Source organism: Bacillus sp. GW823-FHT06A10, assembly GCF_058795375.1.
The window spans coordinates 1-18,669 of the sequence record NZ_JBXAHT010000009.1; the positions used below are offsets into that span (position 1 = coordinate 1).

Below are 18,669 nucleotides of genomic sequence, written 5' to 3' on the forward strand. Positions count from 1 at the left end.
AAGTTAGTTTGTCTAGCATCTAAAAATAAAAATTGACGTTTCACGTTGTTTGTTTCGTTCAGTTTTCAAAGAACTACGTTGTCGCTCACAAGCGACTTTATCAATATAACATTTTGTTATATTTTCGTCAACAACTTTTTTCAATAAGTTGTTTTTCGTTTGTTTTGCTTGTTACCTTTCGTGGCAACGGATATAAATATACCAGTTTAATTATTAAAATGCAATAGTTTTTCTAATAAAATTTTTAACTTAGTAAAAAAGTATAAAAACAGCACATTTCTTCTATATAAATATAATTTCTCGCACCATCAAGATCTATTATACCCACGCAACTCATACTCAAATAAAAAAAGCTTTGGAGAAATCTCCAAAGCTTAGTCTTGTTTATGACGCATAGCAGGGAATAATAATACATCACGAATAGATGGTGCATTTGTTAATAACATAACTAGACGATCAATACCGATTCCTAATCCACCCGTAGGAGGCATACCGTACTCAAGAGCTTCGATATAATCATCATCCATCATGTGAGCTTCGTCATTACCTTGCTCACGCTCTTTTAATTGAGCTTCAAAACGTTCTTTTTGATCAATCGGATCGTTTAACTCAGTGAATGCATTTGCATGTTCACGTGCAACGATAAATAACTCGAAACGATCTGTGAATCGTGGATCTTCGTCATTCTTTTTCGCAAGTGGCGAAATTTCTACCGGATGACCGTAAATAAATGTTGGTTGAATTAATTTATCTTCTACTTTTTGCTCGAAGAACTCATTAATGATATGACCAACTTCCATTGTATCCTTAATTTCTACATTATGTTCTTTTGCAAGCTCACGCGCTTCTTCTACACTCATCGGAGTCCAGAAATCCGCTCCAGAGTGTTGCTTAATTGCATCTACCATATGAAGACGTGTCCATTCTGGTTCTAGATTAATTTCATAATCACCATATTGGATCGTTGTTGTACCCAATACTTTTTTCGCAATATGAGCAACCATATTTTCTGTTAGTTTCATAATATCATTATAATCAGCGTACGCTTCATATAATTCAATCATCGTAAACTCAGGATTATGACGAGTTGATACACCCTCATTACGGAATACACGGCCGATCTCATAAACTTTTTCTAATCCGCCCACAATAAGACGTTTTAAATGAAGTTCAATTGCGATACGCATATATAATTCCATATCTAACGCATTATGATGCGTAGTGAAAGGACGAGCAGATGCTCCACCCGCAATCGCGTGCATCATAGGCGTTTCTACTTCAAGATAACCGTTGTCATCTAAATATCTTCTCATTTCACGAATGATTTTACTACGAGTAACAAATGTTTCACGACTTTCCATACTTGTAATTAAGTCTAAGTAACGTTGACGGTATCGTTGTTCAACATCTTTTAATCCATGGTATTTATCCGGTAATGGACGAAGAGATTTCGTTAAAAGCGTAAATCCTGTTGCTTTTACTGAAAGTTCTCCAACGTTTGTTTTGAACACTTTACCTTCAATACCTACTAAGTCACCTAAATCTGCTGTCGTAAATAACTCGTACTCTTCATCTCCAACAGTATCTTTACGAACGTAAATTTGAACTTGTCCGTGTAAATCTTGAATGTGTGCGAATCCAGCTTTTCCTTTACCGCGTTTTGTCATAATACGACCAGCGATAGAAACCGTGATTTCCTTCTCTTCTAATTCTTCTTTAGAGAATTCTCCATATAGACTTACTAAGTCGGTTGTTGAATTTGTGCGTTCAAATCGTTTACCGAACGGATCGATTCCTTGCTCACGTAAATTATGTAGCTTTTCACGACGAACAAGCAATTGGTCGTTTAATTCTTCGTGGTTCATGTTATCCATGATATTGATATCACTCCAGCTCTATTAATTTTTACAATATATACAGTATAGCATTTTCTACTCAACTAGAAAAACTGCCAGCAACTAACTGGCAGTTCTTCTTTCTTTCACGTAATTATAGGAAGTGTGTAGAAGAATGTCAATCTTCTCCGTCCTCCTTATTAACCAACGTAAATTGTTTGTTGTTTCGCCTCTACTTCTTCTACAAATGCACCTAATACATTCGCAAGGTCTTCACGCGTGTTGCAAGTATTGATACCATTACGCACACTCGCATTACCACGAACACCTTTTAAATACCAAGCCGCATGCTTTCTCATCTCTCTTACAGCAACATTTTCGTTCTTTAAATCGATAAGACGATCTAGATGCAACATACATACATCAATTTTCTCACGGACTGTTGGTTCCGGCATTAATTCACCTGTCTCTAAATACTTTACCGTACGATAAATCATCCATGGATCCCCAAGAGCTGCACGACCAATCATAACACCATCTACACCAATCTCATCAAGCATACGCTTCGCATCTTGCGGTGTTTCGACATCACCATTTCCGATAACCGGGATATTCACAGCTTGCTTTACTTGTTTAATGATATCCCAATCTGCTTTCCCTTCATACATTTGCACTCGCGTACGTCCGTGAACCGCCACAGCTTGTCCGCCAGCACGCTCAACAGCTCTAGCATTTTCTATTGCGAAAATATGTTCTTCATCCCAACCGATACGCATTTTAACCGTAACCGGCTTTTCAACAGCATCTACAACCGCTGCTACCATTTCGTATATTTTATTTGGATCTAGAAGCCACCTTGCCCCCGCATCACATTTAACGATTTTCGGTACTGGGCAACCCATATTAATATCAATAATGTCTGCTGTCGTATATTTATCTACGTATTTCGCAGCATCTACAAGCGTTTCTTTCTCTCCACCGAAAATTTGTAAACTTAATGGTTTTTCTCTCTCATCAATATATAACATATCTAATGTTCTTTTGTTATTCAGTAATATTGCCTTATCACTTACCATTTCAGCACAAACTAAACCTGCACCAAATTCTTTAACTGTTAAACGGAATGCAGAGTTACACACTCCCGCCATCGGTGCTAATACAACCGGATTTTTCATCTCAATATTTGCAATCTTTAACAATCAACCTACTCCTTCCTGCACAGTCACTTTGGCATTAATTCATCTATCGAAACATTTAACGCCTTAGCAACTTCTACTACAAAATCTTGAGAAGGCGATCGATTCCCTCTCTCAACTTCACCTAAAACAGATACTGATACCCCTAATTCTTTAGCAAAACCTTCTTGCGTGTAGCCTTTTAGCTTTCGAAAAGCACGAATGCGTCTTCCCCATTTTTCTGCTTCCATACCGTTACTCCCTCTCGCCTTTTCATTTCTTCTACTTGTGAACGTGAAATGTTTTGTTTTATATCTTGATTAATCTCTAACAACGGAACGATAACAAAAGCTCTTTCGAACATCCGCGGATGCGGAACAATAAGATTCTCTGCTTCAATATTCTCTTGATTATAAAGTAAAATGTCAAGGTCGATAGTCCTCGGCCCCCACCTAATTTCCCTTTTTCTTCCTAGGTCATTTTCTACTTTTTGTGTTACTTTCAATAATTCTTGCGGTGATAAATTGGTAGAAATTTTTATAACTAAATTTAAAAAACAACTTTGGTCAGTATAGCCAACTGGATCAGTTTCATACACTGACGAAACATCATCAACTTGAATATACGGACTTTTATTTAAAAACTGAATGGCTTCAGTTAAATAGGTATAACGCTCTCCAATATTTGACCCTAATGCAATGTACGCTATATTATTCATGGACGTTCTCTCGTAATTTCTACTGCTACAGCGCGATAATGGCCCGGTATCGGCGGATCTGGTTTAATCACCTTAATTGTACACCGTGAAATCCTTTTATATTGCTTTAATATATCTGCAGCAATATTTTCAGCGATACTCTCCACAAGCTTATACTTTCTATCCTCAACAACTTTTCTACATAATTCGAAAAGCTCTCCATAATTGACAGAATGCTCTAAGTCATCACTTTCCCCTGCACGCTTTAAATCCAACTCCACCGTTAAGTCAACTTTAAATCTCTGACCTAATCTATTCTCCTCTGGAAACACACCATGATAACCATAAAATTCCATATCATGGATATAAATTTTATCCAATTACCTTACCCCCTTACCAATCATCGCATCCATCATTTTAGCCATACGCGCCATTTCTTTCACATCATGGACACGAACAAACTCACAGCCCTTTTCAATACCAAGACAAACAGTAGCTCCCGTTCCCTCAAGGCGTTCCTCTACTGGCAAATCTAATACGTGCCCAATAAAGGACTTTCTCGAAGTACCTAAGAGAACCGGATAACCTAGCACATTTAACTGTTCTAAATTACGCATCGCCTCTAAGTTCTGCTCCGGTGTTTTAGCAAAACCGATACCTGGATCTAAAATAATATTCTCATCTCGCACACCAGCATTTTTAGCAATTTTAATACTGTCATATAAATCAGCAATCATATCCGCCATTAAATTACGATAATTCATATTATCACGGTTATGCATTAAAATGATGGGTACATCATAATGGGCTGCGACTTCAGCAATTTTCGGCTCCGCCTTCGCCCCCCAAATATCATTAATAATATGAGCACCAGCCTCAATTGCTTGTTTTGCAACTTCAGCTTTATATGTATCGATAGATATAGGTAATTTTACTTCTTTTGAAACTGCTTGAATCATCGGGACGACTCGCTTTATTTCTTCTTCTACTGATACTTTAGCAAAACCTGGGCGAGTAGATTCGCCACCAATATCAATAATATGAGCACCTTCACCTTGCATTTCTTTTGCGTGACGTACCGCAGCATCTACCTCGTTGTAACTCCCACCATCAGAAAACGAATCTGGTGTTACATTTAAAATCCCCATAATTAATGTCTTTTCATTTAAATTCAATGTATATTCGCCGCAGCGTAAATCATAATCCCACTTCAAACTACACATCTCCTCTTCGTAATTCATTTCTGCTCCATAATTTCTCTCTTTGCATTCCATAAAGGTACATTAAACTTTTTGTAACCACTCCTACTTTACCCGGGAAATCCTGCGCTTCTATACGATAAAGCGGAACAATTTCTTGAATGGAGTTTGTTACGAAGACTTCATCCGCTGAAAGTAGCTCATCTTTTGTAAAGAAACCTTCCTTTACTTCTATATTTAATTCTTCAGCACTCTTTATAATAAACGCACGAGTGATACCATTTAAAATACCTGTCTCTAACGAAGGTGTATATAAAACATCACCTTTCACAAAAAATAGATTCGAAACAATACCCTCTGCAACATAACCTGCTTCAGTAAGGAAAATACCTTCCTTGCTCACAACATTTCCAATTTCACGCTTACCTAAAATATTATTTAAATAGTGATGAGACTTCAGGCGAAATGTCCCTTCCGGTGTATTTCGCACTTGTTTTAAAATAACACCTTCTTTTTCTACTACATCTCCTGGAGCTGTTAAAGGTTTTATAAAAACAATAACCGAAGGCTCTTCGTATATTTCCGTTTGTAATCCTATTTCATCTATACCTGCCGATACATTAAAACGTACATATGCATGCTTCAATTCATTCTTAGCGAGTAAATCTTTCAAAATAAGCATCACATCATTTTTTGTCATTGTCCATTTAATTTGCAATGTATCCAGCGCCTCTATTAAACGGTCATAATGATCATCCAATAAGAAAGGATGACCATTATAAATACGAAACGTTTCAAAAACTCCAAGACCATATAAATAACCATGATCATAAGGAGAAATTCTCGCTTCACTTGCTTCTACATACTGACCATTTACGTAAATTAACATAATGTCGCACTTGGACTGTATTTACGAATGAAATTCTGCAATAACTCTTTCCCATGAGAAGTCATAATAGATTCCGGATGGAATTGCACACCCTCTATCGGCAATGTCTTATGACGAAGTGCCATAATTTCCCCTTCCTCCGTCCAAGATGTTACCTCTAAGCAATCTGGTAACGTCTCTTTCTTAACAATAAGGGAATGATAGCGCGTCGCAGTAAACGGATTAGGAATATCCGAAAAAATCGTCTTTCCATCATGATGCATAAGCGAAGTTTTCCCATGCATTAATCGTTCTGCACGAACAACCTCTCCACCAAACACTTGTGCAATAGATTGATGCCCTAAACAAACTCCAAAAATCGGAATCTTCCCCGCGAAGTATTTAATAACTTCCATACTAATCCCCGCTTCATTAGGACTACATGGACCTGGAGAAATCATTAGAAAATCTGGTTTCATATTCTCGATATCTGAAATCGTCACTTCATCGTTACGTTTAACAACGAGCTCTTGTCCAAGTTCTCCAAGAAACTGCACTAAATTAAATGTAAAAGAATCATAATTATCAATCATTAATATCATTTCTCTCACCTAACCGTTTCTTCGCTACGTTCTTTTGCACGCCATAAAGCAATCGCCTTTTTTAACGACTCTTTATATTCGTTTTCCGGATTTGAATCAATTACAATTCCCGCCCCCGCTTGTACATGAGCTTTTCCATCTTTAGCAAGAAGTGTTCTAATTACAATATTCAATTCTGTATCTCCAGAATAACCAATCCAACCGATTGAACCTGTATAAATCCCTCGGCGAACAGGTTCTAATTCCTCAATAATTTCCATTGTACGTATTTTCGGGGCACCAGTAATTGTTCCACCAGGGAATACAGCCTTCACTAAATCAAAAGCATCTTTATCTTCTTCCACCTCACCACGCACATTAGAAACAATATGCATAACATGTGAGTATTTCTCAATTACCATAAATTCATCTACTTCTACAGTGCCATATTTACAAACACGCCCTAAATCATTTCTTTCTAAATCCACAAGCATTACATGCTCTGCTCTTTCTTTTTCGTTCTCAATTAATTCTCTTGCTAATTCTTCATCCTCTTGCTCATCCGCGCCTCTAGATCTCGTTCCAGCAATTGGTCTTGTACTTACTTCAGTTCCTTGTTTCTTAATTAACAACTCTGGCGATCCACTAACAATTTGAAAATCCCCAAGCTCCAGGTAACCCATATATGGAGATGGATTAATTTCACGAAGACTTGTATAAATTTCTAGTGGATGCGTTTGTAAAGTTCTTTCTTGTCTAGTCGACAAGTTTACTTGGAACACATCACCCGCTCCAATATATTCTTGAATACATTCAACTGCCTTCATAAAGCCTGTTTCTGTAAAGGCAACCGCTTCATTTTTCTTTTTAGGACGTTCAAACGGCATAGTCACTTCAGGCACTTCTGCCACCCAAAGATCCTTCCATTCATTTAAACGTTCTTCTGCTTCTGCATGCTTATCTACATAATGTGTAATAATCCACAATAGCTTTTCTTTTTGATCATAGACAAACACATCGTCAAATAATAAAAAGTATATATCGGGTATATTCAGATCATCCTCTGCAAGAGAAGGGAGTTTTTCGATATAACGGATACAATCATAACTAAAGTAGCCAATTGCACCACCTTGAAAAGGCGGGTACTCTGGATTGTAGTCTGTTTTCCATTTCTCCATATATTCTTGCATTAAATCTAATGGATTCCCTCTTTTTATTGTTTCCTTACCGCTTTCACTTATATGTAACTTTTCACCCTTCCCTTGGATTACCGCTACCGGGTTTAAACCCACTATGTTATAACGACCGCCACGTCCACTTTCCAGCAAAATATGTTGCGGCTTATCCTGAGAAAGAAATTTATATTGCTTAAAGAAATCTAACTGATATGGAATAGAAAGCGCTAAAGATTTTCTTCGTTGCATATCAACACCCCGTCTTCTTTTATCCCACCCTCTTAGATGAACCAGCTCCAACTACATAAGTTATTTATATAGAGATTGATTATACTCGAAGGCTAGTGAAAATAATTTAATTATACTACCTCTTATTTTACATGAAGTTTTCTAGTCATTCACTCTTTTCCTATTTCCAATCCAAAAAGAAAAAGCATCCTTTTTCAAGGATGCTTTTTCAATCGCATTTAATTATGATTCAAATTGATAAAGTGGTGTACTTAAATAACGTTCACCGTTACTCGGGATAATAACAAGTACCTTTTTCCCTTTACCTAACTTTTTCGCAACTTCTGTTGCTGCATAAATAACTGCGCCTGAAGAGATACCAACTAAAATACCTTCCTCTTTAGCCACTCTTCTCGCATATTCAAATGCTTGCTCTGTTTTCACTTGAATAATTTCATCATATACTTCTACATCCAACGTCTCCGGAACAAATCCCGCCCCAATTCCTTGGATTTTATGTGGACCTGGTTTCCCACCAGATAATACTGGTGAATCTGCAGGTTCTACTGCATAAATTTTAATATCTTTATACGCTTCCTTCAGCACTTCACCAGCACCAGTAATCGTTCCACCTGTACCAATACCTGCAATAAACGCATCTAATTGGTCGCCCATTTGTTCAATAATTTCTGGACCTGTTGTTAAACGGTGAATTTCTGGATTTGATTGGTTTTTGAACTGTTGTGGTATAAAGTAGCCATGCTCTTTCGCTAATTCAGTCGCTTTACGAATTGCTCCACCCATCCCTTCAGGACCTGGAGTCAATACTAATTCAGCACCGTAAGCACGTAATAAATTACGACGCTCAATACTCATTGTTTCTGGCATTACTAAAATTGCATTATATCCTTTAGCAGCCGCTACCATCGCTAAACCAATCCCTGTGTTACCACTTGTTGGCTCAATGATTGTATCGCCCTCTTTTAACAATCCCTTTTTTTCAGCATCTTCAATCATAGCTAGTGCAATACGATCTTTAACGCTACTCCCTGGATTCATAAATTCTAGTTTTAAGTATATATCTGCGCTGTCTGATTCTACGATGCGGTTCAACTTAACGATCGGCGTTTTCCCGATTAATTCTGAAACTGATTGTGCCACTCGCATTCCTGTCACTCCTAACACCGAGTATTTTTATTGGTTTTATCTATATTTAGATTTTGTCAGAAAATTCCCTGTTTGTCAATCTATTCGGAGGGTTAATACCCTTATTACAAATTCTCAATTAAATTTGTAATATCTTCTTTAGAGAACTTGTATCGTTCATTACAGAAATGACAATGAACTTCTGTTTCTTCTTCTTCTTCACGAATTTGCTCTAACTCTGTTTTACCTAAACTAATTAACACACTCTCAATACGTTCACGTGAGCACGTACAATTAAATTGAACATCCATTGTTTCTAATACTTTTACTTTATCTTCTCCAAGGACTGCATATAGTAGCTCTTCTGGAGAAAGACCTTGTTCGATCAATGTTGATACAGGCGGGATTTTTTGCAAACGATCTTCAATGAATGAAATTGTTTCTTCCTGTGCGCCCGGCATAATTTGAAGGATAAATCCACCCGCCGCTAATACGCTGTCATCTCCATTTACAAGTACACCCACACCAACAGAAGAAGGCGTCTGCTCAGAAACTGCGAAATAATACGTGAAATCTTCCCCTAGTTCTCCCGAAACGATTGGAGATTGACCGATAAACGGCTCACGCATACCAATATCTTTAATTACTGTTACAAACCCTTCTGTACCTACCGCTTGATATACACGTAATTTCCCTTGTTCCGTTCCTTCAAAATCAACATGTGGATTCGTTACGTAGCCACGTACATCCCCATTTGCATGAGCATCTACTAAGATAGGGCCAATCGGACCATTACCTTCTACCTTAATCGTTAACTTTTGATCACCTTTTAACATCGCACCCATCATTGTACCTGCAGTTAAAGAACGACCAAGTGCCGCCGAAGCTGTTCTCCATGTATCATGACGTCTTTGTGCCTCACTTACTGTATTCGTTGTACGTACACTATACGCACGTACTTCTCCATCAAACGCTAACGCTTTTACTAAATAATCTTTCATACTTATTTATTCACCTTTCTCATGCTGTAAATTTGCATTACGCTCATATAACATATACAAGCCTTTTAACGTTAAAAATGGATCTACAATATCAATTACATTCGATTCTTCTGAAATTAATTTCGCCAATCCACCTGTTGCAATAACTTTCGGTTCTTGTTTAGCTTCTTCTTTCATACGCTTAACAATACCTTCCACTTGTCCTACATAACCATAAAGAATACCTGATTGCATCGCACTTACTGTATTCTTCCCAACAACACTGCTCGGTTTTGTAATTTCAATACGAGGAAGTTTTGCTGCCCTACTATATAAAGCCTCTGCTGAAATCATAATTCCTGGCGTAATAACTCCACCCATATAATGCTTTTCTTCATTAATATAACAATATGTAGTAGCCGTACCAAAATCAACAATAATAAGTGGACTTCCATACAATTGGATTCCCGCTACTGCATTTACAATTCGATCTGCGCCTACTTCACGTGGATTTTCATATTTAATATTTAGCCCCGTTTTTATTCCAGGCCCTACTACAAGCGGTTTAATTTTAAAATATTTTTCACACATACGTTCTAAAGCGAACATAATTGGTGGTACGACTGAAGACACAATAATACCTTTCACATCTTCAAACGAAAGACCCTCATGATCAAGTAACTGTTTTACAAGCATTCCATATTCATCTTCTGTCTTATGACGATCTGTTTCCATGCGCCAATGCTGACGAAGTTCCCCCTCTTCAAACACGCCTAGTACAGCATTTGTGTTCCCTACATCCAATACAAAAATCATATTCTCACCACTTATCTTATTTAATCTATATTTGTGTAGTATGTATAAAACTTATAAAAACATCATATCACACATACTTATATAATCAGCTTTCCTATCCTCATCATTTTACAAAAAGATTGCTCTCTATTTCAATTTTTAATACTAGTTTTACTTAAATTACTTTATCCACTAAGCCCTTAATAGTAATTAACAAAAATCTTAACAAACAAAAAAGGAGTGACGATTGTCACTCCTTCATTTCTTACTTATCTTCTTTATCTTCATCGTCTTTCTTCATATTGATGTTTACTTTCACATCATCTGAAGATGTTGGACGCTCAGGTAATCTGCCATAATCATATAAATGATTAATTTGCTCTGCGTCTAATGTTTCTACTTCAAGTAACGTTTTCGCGATAATATCAAGCTTATCTCGTTTTTCAGTAAGAATATGTTTCGCACGAGCATAACATTCTTTAATAATTGTTTGCATTTCCACATCAATTTCATGTGCGATTGCATCACTGTAGTTTTGTTCTGAATGGAAGTCTCTTCCTAAGAATACCTGACCACCTTGTGAGCTACCAAATTGCATCGGTCCAAGCTTATCACTCATACCGAATTCCGTAACCATACGTCTTGCAATACCAGTTGCACGTTGGAAATCGTTGTGAGCACCTGTACTTGCTTCACCAAATACAATCTCCTCAGCTACTCGACCACCAAGTAAACCAGTGATTTTATCAAGTAACTCTGGCTTTGTCATGAAGTAACGATCTTCCTTCGGAAGCATTACCGCATATCCACCAGCCTGACCACGAGGGACAATTGTTACTTTATGAACGACATCAGCTTCATCAAGAACAACACCAATTACAGTATGGCCTGCTTCATGGAAAGCAACGATATTACGTTCTTTTTCAGAGATAACACGACTTTTCTTAGCTGGACCTGCAATAACACGATCCGTTGCTTCATCGATATCACTCATATCAATCTTCTTCTTATCTCGACGTGCAGCTACTAAAGCAGCTTCGTTTAATAAGTTTTCAAGATCCGCACCAGAGAATCCTGGTGTACGAGTCGCAATTGCTCTTAAATTAATATGCTCATCAAGCGGTTTATTACGCGCATGTACTTTCAGTACAGCTTCACGGCCATTTACATCTGGACGATCTACTGTAATTTGACGGTCAAAACGACCTGGACGTAATAACGCTGGGTCAAGAATGTCTGGACGGTTTGTCGCAGCAATGATAATAATACCTTCGTTTGCACCGAATCCATCCATTTCAACAAGTAACTGGTTCAATGTTTGCTCACGCTCATCATGACCACCACCAAGACCTGCGCCACGTTGACGACCTACTGCATCAATTTCATCAATGAAAATGATACAAGGAGCATTTTTCTTTGCATTTTCAAATAAATCACGTACACGTGATGCACCGACACCGACAAACATCTCTACAAAGTCAGAACCACTGATAGAGAAGAATGGAACGCCAGCCTCACCTGCAACAGCACGTGCTAATAAAGTTTTACCTGTACCTGGAGGTCCAACTAATAGGACACCCTTTGGAATACGGGCACCAACTTCAGAAAACTTACGAGGGTCTTTTAAGAATTCAACTACCTCGACAAGTTCTTGTTTCTCTTCATCCGCCCCAGCAACATCTCTGAAACGAACTTTTTTCTTTTCATCATTATATAACTTCGCCTTACTTTTCCCGAAGTTCATAACACGGCTACCGCCGCCTTGAGCCTGGTTTAATAAGAAGAAGAATAAAATGAAGATGATGACAAACGGAATGATTGAAGTAAAGAATGTTACCCAAGCACTTGTTTCTTCTGCTGGTTGATACTTAACTTCGGCACCTTTCGCTTTATCATTGATTTTCTTTTGTAATTCCTCAGTATTTGGTGCATAAGTAACAAATTGTTCTCCTTGGCTAGAGTTATTGAATTGTCCTTTTACCTCAAATACACCATTTTTCGGTTGAAGTTGCACATTACGCACTTCACCGCTTTCTAGTTTAGTAATGAATTTGTCGTAGCTAACTGATGTCGTTTTTTGTGTCGAACCATTAAAATAGCTCACGATTCCAATTACTACTAAGAATATCAGTAAATAAAAGATGGTATTACGGAAGATACGATTCATTCCTAACCTCCTCTCACGGCATAAACACTATAGTAAATCGTAACATAGAAAAACTTTCCTATACAATTGTAAAGCCTGTATTTAATTAATTTGAGTAAACGCTTGGTTTTAATACGCCTACATAAGGAAGATTACGGTACTGCTCTTTATAATCTAATCCATATCCTACTACAAATTCATGTGGAACAGTAAATCCAACATAATCCGCTTTCAGATCAACCTTACGGCCTGTTGGCTTATCTAATAATGTAACAATTTTTACAGACTTCGCTTTACGATATTTGAATAAGTCTACTAAGTAGCTTAGTGTAAGACCACTATCAATAATATCTTCGACGATTAAAATATCGCGACCTTCTACAGAAGTATCAAGATCTTTTAAAATTTTCACTTCGCCTGTTGAAACTGTAGAGTGACCATAACTAGATACAGCCATAAAATCCATTTCAAGATATGTATCTGTTCTCTTTAATAAATCTGCCATAAATGGCATTGCACCTTTTAATACACCAATTGCAAGAGGTACTGTGTTTTTATAATCCTCTGCAATAACTGCACCTAGTTCGCGCACCTTTTCTTGTATTTGTTCTTCAGAAATTAATACTTTTTCGATATCTTGATTCATCATTTCATTATCCTCCCGGAAGACTCCTTGCTTTTGTAGTGAATAATCATATATTTACCCTTCTTTGCCATCTCTTTCGAAATTGCAAATGCAGATCGCTTCAACAAGGGTACCCAAATAATGTTCCCACTTGCATCACAAACGACCGGCCATTCTTCTCTTTTTTCTTTTGGTACTTTCGCTTCGATAAAAATAGCTTTTATCTTTTTCGTGCCATCCATACCTTGTATTGACATGCGATCTCCATTTTCCCTAGAACGAATACGAAGTGGATATGATATATCATTATACTTAGCAACAAATACTGTTTCATTCATGTTACTTGGTATATCTTCGCTCACCTCTGTTACAAATTCATCCCCGTTCAATAGTGTAATGGTCCCGGGTACTGATAAATCTTGCAAAAAAGGAGAGACAATTTCTTGTTTAAATCTAAAGCTACACTCCTCGTATGTGCGAACAATTTTCAAATCACCTGGAAAATCAAGTGAACCTGAAGGTTGTGTCCGCTTAAAAAACTCAATCACCTTGTCAATATGTATAGAAGAAAGAGAAGATGGAATCTTATATTCATAAAGATAGTTTAATATTAGTTGAATCCCTCTTCTTTGTAAAGGCATAGACATGGATTCAAAGGCAGGAATTGATAAGCTAATTTGTTTATCACTTTTTTTTGTAATTACTTTATTCATTTTCTCAAAAGCTAATTCCTGCAAATAAGCCTCATCCTCTTGCATCTGCACGCTAAATTTTTGGAATTTCTCATGCATTTGTGGATTTTCTTCTTTTAAGTGAGGAAGGACATATTTACGTAATCGATTCCTTGTATATACTTCCTTTTTATTACTTGGATCTATACGTGGAATTAAATTTAGCTTATTACAGTAATCAACAATTTCTTCCTTCGTTACCCCAAGTAACGGCCTAATTAAATATCCATTATGAAAAGGACGCTTCACTGCAATTCCTGCATATCCTTTCGGAGTACTCCCTCTTACAAGACGCATTAAAATTGTCTCGACTTGATCATCTCCATGATGTCCAAGAGCAACATATCTTGCATCATATTTCTTCATTATTCTTTCCAAAAATGCATATCTGCATTCTCTAGCAGCAACCTGTGCATTCATTCCGTATTGCTGTTGATATTGTGATACATTAATCCTTATCGTTTCACAAATAATTCCCAGTTCTTCACAAAGGTCCTGCACAAACTGTAAATCCTCATGAGATTCATCACCTCTAAACATATGATCTACATGAGCTACTACAATTTCCAACTGTTTTTCCGCTCTTTTTTCTAATAAATAATATAAAAGGGCTAACGAGTCAGGACCACCAGAAACTCCCACAACAATTGTTGAATCATTCTTTAATACATCATGCTGCTTTACAAAGTCATCTACTTTTTCAACAAATGTATCTTTCAACTTCGCAATCACCTTTCATTAAACAAGAACAGCAACGTTAGTTACCTTGTCTATAATGGTACAACTTTTACAAACATTGTGCAAAAAAAAGATATACAAAAATTACATTTTTATCTTACATCCTCCGTGTATATTCATAAAATCAATAACATTACCTTTTCCTACAAAAAAACCTAGGTATTCACCTAGGTTTTTAAAGTCAAATTATAGATAAACATTCCACTTATATTTTACTGCGCCTGCATTCCTACAATCGGAATCGTAGCCCACTTCGGCATATTTTTCTTCACTTTTGCCACCACAATAGTCATATCATCATTTATATAACCATCACAAGAGCGAATCACTTCTTCCATAATGATATCAGCAATTTCTTGCGGGTCTTCGGTTTGCAATTCTTTAATTTTCCGCTTCATCCATAATTCATGATTCTCTACATGCTGCGCGCCCTCAAAAATACCATCGCTCATCATAATAAGGATATCGCCCGTTTTTAATTGTTCACCCACCACATCAACTTCAACATCTTCGATGATTCCCATCGGCAAATTACTTGCTTCAATTTTCAAAATATTATTCGCGCGTTTAACAAAACTCGGCGTTGATCCAATCTTTAAAAACCTAGCACTCGCATCCCGCAAATCTACCATAGCTAAATCTAATGTTGTAAACATCTCTTCTGTCGTTCTCAAAGAAAGAATTGAATTGATAGACTTAATAGCTATTTCTTCATCAATACCCGATTGGAGTATTTTTTGTAATAATTTCACCGTTTCCTTACTTTCCATATGAGCTCTTTGCCCATTACCCATACCATCACTAATCGCAAGTGCGTATTTACCAACACTTAAATCCATCATCGCATAAGAGTCACCTGAAACAAATCCACCGCCTTTTGCGGCTGTAGCCAATCCTGTATCAAGAGAATACGTCTTCGCCGAACCAAATGATATTAAACTGTGGCCATTCGGATAAGAAGACTTTTCTTCATGTTTAACGACAATATTTTCTTTAAGGATATCCGAAAGCATCGGTGCAACTAACTTTTCACATTCACCATGTTCATTAGATGCAACTGGAATCAACATTTCAATATCAATACTTCCTCTATCTAAACAATAAATATCAACATGCTCTACTTCGACACCAAAATCACGGAACGCTTGCATAATCTGCTCTTCCTGCACTTGATGATTTTCACGCTCTCGTTGTATCTCCTTAGCAAAATCTTCCATAACCTTTGATACACCTAATAGTTGCTCCGCTACTATTCTACGATTTTCCTTCATTTGTTTTCGCAATTTTTGTCCCTCATAGAAGTGATCTAATTCACCCGCTACTAAATCCGTCACTTTTTTCCCTCTCACACAATGCTTGTCCCACTCACGAACTAATTTACGATTATGTTGCAGGGTTCCTTCTTCCGTTTCATTCATTATTTGTTTCATATAATCGTACGTTTTATCGAAATTCACTACCCAGCATTGATCCTTTTTAAAGCACGTTTGACATGTTTTCGCAGTAATTGTACTCAAAAACAAATCTGCTTCTGTCTCTTTATCTTCTTCCTCTACATACCCATATACAGAAAAACTATTAGATAAAGCAGCAAATACATTTGCGAATTGGTTGATTTTGTTCGCTGTAACATCACGCATCCTTCTTAAATATTGTTGTTGATCTTGCGAATGCTCTTGTGTACCTGGCATAAATTTAGCAATACGATCCAAAACAAGCTTTGGCGTTAATAAGAAGATAGCAATCGCTACACCTGACTCAATTAAAGTTGTTACAATATTTGTCTGCTTGTCTACATATAATGTAATTAAGCTTGTCCCTATTAATAAACCTAAACTAACACCTAAACGCTTCCCTTCTTTTAACAACCCACCAAGTAATCCAGAAAAAGCGAGAAGGCTAAGCTGAGACAAACTAGACACATTTGCTAAACTTAATATCAATCCTGTTACGACCCCCACTGTAGATCCTGTAGCAGCACCCGCAATAAATGCAAATACTAGTACTAAATACCTTGTAAAAATATGTTGAATAGAAGCATCATATACAAACCAATCTGTTGTACCCGTTAAAACAGATGCTAGTAATATAATCAAACAAACAATTTCTTCCGTCTCTAACGCCTGTTGCTTTCCTTTCCTTTCCACTAAAAGCGGGACACTTTGTAAAAATATCATAGTTAATACGAAACTAAGCCCAGCCTCAATGGTACTAACGAGTAAATCGTACATGGTGACAGTTTGTTGCGCAAAATATACAACAACTAAGTGTGCGGTTAATGCGGAGATAAATACTTGAAATGGAACAAGCCCAACGGTTTTACGTGTAAATCTACTAAAGAAGATATTATAAATGAAGAAAGTAAAGATAGATGCAAAAGTAAAAAACAAATTATCTATCGAGACTGAAAGAGCTCCTCCCATTAGAGCTAAAAATGCTAGCGGCATCTTATCCCGCTTCATAACATAAACAGCAGCAAAAAACGGTAGTGCAAACGGTAAAATATTTGTTAATATATATGCTCTTCCCAAAAGAAAACCAATAACAACAATAATAAATCCCCATCTAAAGAAAACTTGTTCGAATTTCATTCGCAACTTACTCGTCCACTTTATTCCTCCAAGCTGACTCTCATTCATTGCCAATGCACTTGTATTCATAGTATTCCTTCCTGCTTTAGGCATATTTTTAACACCACCTGCATAGTTTAATTACTGTCATTATAAAAGATGATTGTTGGGATTTTTGTCAAAACAACAGTTTTCACTTTTATAATCGTTCGACTTTTTATTCGAAATAACTCTACAGATATACACGGTATGTAAGTTATCCTTGATTTTTTAATTAAATATTCAGAAAATATAGGGTGATTTTGTAGAAGTGTTGTATGTCTTAATCCATTTAACAAAAAAAGATCATGCAAATTTGCATGATCTTTTTAGATGACCCGTACGGGATTCGAACCCGTGTTACCGCCGTGAAAGGGCGGTGTCTTAACCACTTGACCAACGGGCCGTTAAAATAAATATAGCGGCGGAGGGGATCGAACCCCCGACCTCACGGGTATGAACCGTACGCTCTAGCCAGCTGAGCTACACCGCCATGTCGTCGTATTTAACGGACAATTAGTATCTTACATCAGATATTATTTAAAGTCAACACATCTTGAAAACTTTTTTAAAATATATTTTCACATATAAAAAAGCACCCTGAGCCATCACTCTGGGTACCTCTCTATATGTTAAAAACTAAACGGCCTTATTATCCGCGACGTGCGCCACGGCCACCACGTTTAGACTCTGTGTTACGCTTTAAAGAAGTTAAACGATCTTCGCTATCCTTTAAGAAGCGTGCCATCTTTTGCTCAAATGTTTCTTTTGGAGCTCGGTCGTTACCGCCACCACGATTATCTCTGTTGAAAGAGCGATTATTACGTTGTGGACGTCCAGAACGTTGTTGATCACCACCGCGTTGGTATTCACCGCGTGGACGATCTCCTTCTGTTTTTTCACGTTCTTTCGCTTTTTTGATAGATAAACCAATCTTTCCATCTTTTTCAACATTAATAACTTTTACTTCTACTTGGTCGCCCACTTTTAAGTGATCGTTAATATCTTTTACATAGTTATCAGCAACCTCACTAATATGAACAAGACCAGTTAAGCCTTCTGGCAGCTCCACAAAAGCCCCAAAATTTGTAATACCTGTTACTTTACCCTGTAACTTGCTGCCTACCTCGATTGACATAAA

The 18,669-nt window shown here is 37.1% G+C and carries 17 protein-coding genes and 2 tRNA genes; all 19 read right to left on the reverse strand.

Translation table 11 applies throughout. From position 1 onward, the window contains the following. Nucleotides 1-374: 374 nt before the first annotated feature. Nucleotides 375-1,874, reverse strand: coding sequence for a lysine--tRNA ligase (lysS, locus tag AC1Q8M_RS27255; RefSeq protein WP_000369686.1), 1,500 nt, complete (start codon nucleotides 1,872-1,874; stop codon nucleotides 375-377). Nucleotides 1,875-2,035: 161 nt separating this feature from the next. Further along, the gene (dusB, locus tag AC1Q8M_RS27260; protein WP_000912249.1) at nucleotides 2,036-3,034 is read right to left on the reverse strand and encodes a tRNA dihydrouridine synthase DusB; all 999 of its coding nucleotides are present in this window, start codon (nucleotides 3,032-3,034) and stop codon (nucleotides 2,036-2,038) included. 23 nt (nucleotides 3,035-3,057) lie between these two features. After that, nucleotides 3,058-3,261 carry a helix-turn-helix domain-containing protein gene (locus AC1Q8M_RS27265; protein ID WP_000387030.1) on the reverse strand — a complete coding sequence of 68 codons (204 nt, stop codon included), beginning with the start codon at nucleotides 3,259-3,261 and terminating at the stop codon, nucleotides 3,058-3,060. Continuing rightward, a complete protein-coding gene (gene folK, locus AC1Q8M_RS27270; protein ID WP_001059456.1) occupies nucleotides 3,213-3,728 on the reverse strand; it encodes a 2-amino-4-hydroxy-6-hydroxymethyldihydropteridine diphosphokinase in 516 nt (171 codons plus the stop codon). Before folK ends, AC1Q8M_RS27265 begins: the two co-directional genes overlap by 49 nt. Continuing rightward, the gene (gene folB / locus AC1Q8M_RS27275; protein ID WP_000358069.1) at nucleotides 3,725-4,087 is read right to left on the reverse strand and encodes a dihydroneopterin aldolase; all 363 of its coding nucleotides are present in this window, start codon (nucleotides 4,085-4,087) and stop codon (nucleotides 3,725-3,727) included. The genes folK and folB overlap by 4 nt, the downstream gene beginning before the upstream one ends. Beyond that, nucleotides 4,088-4,948 (reverse strand): dihydropteroate synthase, encoded by an 861-nt coding sequence (gene folP, locus AC1Q8M_RS27280; protein ID WP_002103948.1) that lies wholly within the window; start codon nucleotides 4,946-4,948, stop codon nucleotides 4,088-4,090. After that, nucleotides 4,923-5,795 (reverse strand): aminodeoxychorismate lyase, encoded by an 873-nt coding sequence (gene pabC / locus AC1Q8M_RS27285; protein WP_016513295.1) that lies wholly within the window; start codon nucleotides 5,793-5,795, stop codon nucleotides 4,923-4,925. Before pabC ends, folP begins: the two co-directional genes overlap by 26 nt. Then, nucleotides 5,789-6,376, reverse strand: coding sequence for an aminodeoxychorismate/anthranilate synthase component II (gene pabA / locus AC1Q8M_RS27290; RefSeq protein WP_000602297.1), 588 nt, complete (start codon nucleotides 6,374-6,376; stop codon nucleotides 5,789-5,791). The genes pabC and pabA overlap by 7 nt, the downstream gene beginning before the upstream one ends. 5 nt (nucleotides 6,377-6,381) lie before the next feature. Next, nucleotides 6,382-7,779, reverse strand: a complete 1,398-nt coding sequence (pabB, locus tag AC1Q8M_RS27295) for an aminodeoxychorismate synthase component I (protein WP_016513294.1) — start codon at nucleotides 7,777-7,779, stop codon at nucleotides 6,382-6,384. Between the two features lie 222 nt (nucleotides 7,780-8,001). Continuing rightward, nucleotides 8,002-8,925, reverse strand: coding sequence for a cysteine synthase A (gene cysK / locus AC1Q8M_RS27300; protein WP_001261712.1), 924 nt, complete (start codon nucleotides 8,923-8,925; stop codon nucleotides 8,002-8,004). A gap of 104 nt (nucleotides 8,926-9,029) precedes the next feature. Continuing rightward, on the reverse strand, nucleotides 9,030-9,905 hold the full coding sequence (hslO, locus tag AC1Q8M_RS27305; protein WP_000656367.1) for a redox-regulated molecular chaperone HslO: 876 nt from the start codon (nucleotides 9,903-9,905) through the stop codon (nucleotides 9,030-9,032). Between the two features lie 6 nt (nucleotides 9,906-9,911). After that, nucleotides 9,912-10,700 (reverse strand): type III pantothenate kinase, encoded by a 789-nt coding sequence (locus AC1Q8M_RS27310; RefSeq protein WP_000578365.1) that lies wholly within the window; start codon nucleotides 10,698-10,700, stop codon nucleotides 9,912-9,914. Nucleotides 10,701-10,944: 244 nt separating this feature from the next. Beyond that, complete coding sequence (gene ftsH, locus AC1Q8M_RS27315) at nucleotides 10,945-12,846, reverse strand: ATP-dependent zinc metalloprotease FtsH (protein WP_001079669.1); 1,902 nt, start codon at nucleotides 12,844-12,846, stop codon at nucleotides 10,945-10,947. 85 nt (nucleotides 12,847-12,931) lie between these two features. Next, on the reverse strand, nucleotides 12,932-13,474 hold the full coding sequence (gene hpt / locus AC1Q8M_RS27320; RefSeq protein ID WP_000981846.1) for a hypoxanthine phosphoribosyltransferase: 543 nt from the start codon (nucleotides 13,472-13,474) through the stop codon (nucleotides 12,932-12,934). Continuing rightward, on the reverse strand, nucleotides 13,471-14,901 hold the full coding sequence (gene tilS, locus AC1Q8M_RS27325) for a tRNA lysidine(34) synthetase TilS (RefSeq protein WP_000655457.1): 1,431 nt from the start codon (nucleotides 14,899-14,901) through the stop codon (nucleotides 13,471-13,473). The genes hpt and tilS overlap by 4 nt, the downstream gene beginning before the upstream one ends. 230 nt (nucleotides 14,902-15,131) lie before the next feature. Continuing rightward, the gene (spoIIE, locus tag AC1Q8M_RS27330) at nucleotides 15,132-17,603 is read right to left on the reverse strand and encodes a stage II sporulation protein E (RefSeq protein ID WP_001123550.1); all 2,472 of its coding nucleotides are present in this window, start codon (nucleotides 17,601-17,603) and stop codon (nucleotides 15,132-15,134) included. A gap of 259 nt (nucleotides 17,604-17,862) precedes the next feature. Beyond that, a tRNA-Glu gene (locus AC1Q8M_RS27335) sits at nucleotides 17,863-17,934 on the reverse strand. A gap of 13 nt (nucleotides 17,935-17,947) precedes the next feature. Further along, nucleotides 17,948-18,021, reverse strand: a tRNA-Met gene (locus tag AC1Q8M_RS27340). Between the two features lie 159 nt (nucleotides 18,022-18,180). After that, on the reverse strand, nucleotides 18,181-18,666 hold the full coding sequence (locus AC1Q8M_RS27345) for a S1 domain-containing RNA-binding protein (protein ID WP_000021451.1): 486 nt from the start codon (nucleotides 18,664-18,666) through the stop codon (nucleotides 18,181-18,183). Nucleotides 18,667-18,669: the final 3 nt, after the last annotated feature.